This window comes from Hafnia sp. HMSC23F03 (assembly GCF_001816025.1).
Classification (GTDB): domain Bacteria; phylum Pseudomonadota; class Gammaproteobacteria; order Enterobacterales; family Enterobacteriaceae; genus Hafnia; species Hafnia paralvei.
Genome location: NZ_KV824213.1, coordinates 1 through 1,132, shown reverse-complemented (window position 1 = coordinate 1,132; position 1,132 = coordinate 1). Strand labels below are relative to the sequence as shown.

Below are 1,132 nucleotides of genomic sequence, written 5' to 3'. Positions count from 1 at the left end.
CATACAGCCCAGTCTGGGTGTTGAGTTTCATCTCACGTACCGGTACTTCGGATAAACCGCTTTCCGTTGGTGTGTGATAGCCTTTTGGGGATAAGTGCCTGATTCTCATATCCGACGAAGGTGGGGCTTGTTCAGCCGCATCCGCTGCTATCTTTAAGATGATGGTTGTGGGAATGTGCGAGAAAGTTGGTGAATGGTTGATATATGACAAACTTGAACTGGCTTGATACCACTTTGGCCGTCCTAAACAATAGAACGGCCTTCAGTAAAGGTTGTAGTCACACACTCTATGTCATACAAATAGACCAGAGCACTATGACAAACCTACCAGCGTAATTCTGACGTTGGTAAAAACACAACTGATTCAACCATATCTTTTACGTCATAGTTTACTTGCAAACTCATAGGAACTTGAAAGTCTTCGAGAGTGAACACATCACTCCAACCAAATTCGCGCTTCATAATAATTTCTGGTGGCGAGCTACGTTCTGGACTCCCAAATGTCTCATGCATCCATGACCGTGACATAGTTTGTTGCAAAGGAGAGGGCATTTCATTAGGAAATGTCCAGTGCTTAACATTATGATTTTGGATGGTTAGTATAACTGACCACAGCTTGCGATCATCACGCTTAAAGGTTAAATGCACTCCTTCCTTAGCCATATCCAAAGATATATCAGGATCTCCTGGATAGCCTGTTGGTTTTGTTTTGTATGGAATTAACCCCGCATCAAGAATTTCCTGATAGCTTTTACCAATACTTCTTATCAACGCTTCTACATTCACGGTCATTTGTATAGCCCCATGCTGTCATTAATTTTATGCATTTTCTCGCGCGCAACTTCGATCTGCTGATCTGTTGCACCATGCTCTTTCAATGCAGGCTTGATGGCATCAAGATTATGGTCCGCTGCTGCCCGTAAGTCTCGCGCATCTGACTCGATTTGCTCAGGATTGTTGCGCTTGCCAAAAGTTTCACTAACTTGATGATGAACCTCTTTAGGAATAACGATAGAAGCAACATCCTTGACCATTCTGTCTAATTGTTTGGCATCAAGTTTTGGATATTTCTTCCTCAAATAAGCTCTAACCGCCGCAGCCGAAGGCATATGGTCAGCCTCATATTTCCCCT

The 1,132-nt window shown here is 43.2% G+C and carries 1 protein-coding gene and 1 pseudogene; both read right to left on the bottom strand.

What is annotated here, in order from left to right; all coding sequences use genetic code 11:
• Positions 1–324: 324 nt before the first annotated feature.
• Complete coding sequence (locus HMPREF3091_RS05640; RefSeq protein ID WP_070714703.1) at positions 325–792, bottom strand: DUF6392 family protein; 468 nt, start codon at positions 790–792, stop codon at positions 325–327.
• A pseudogene (locus HMPREF3091_RS05635) lies at positions 789–1,132 on the bottom strand (pyocin); the annotation flags it as partial. The gene HMPREF3091_RS05640 and the pseudogene HMPREF3091_RS05635, both read right to left, overlap by 4 nt.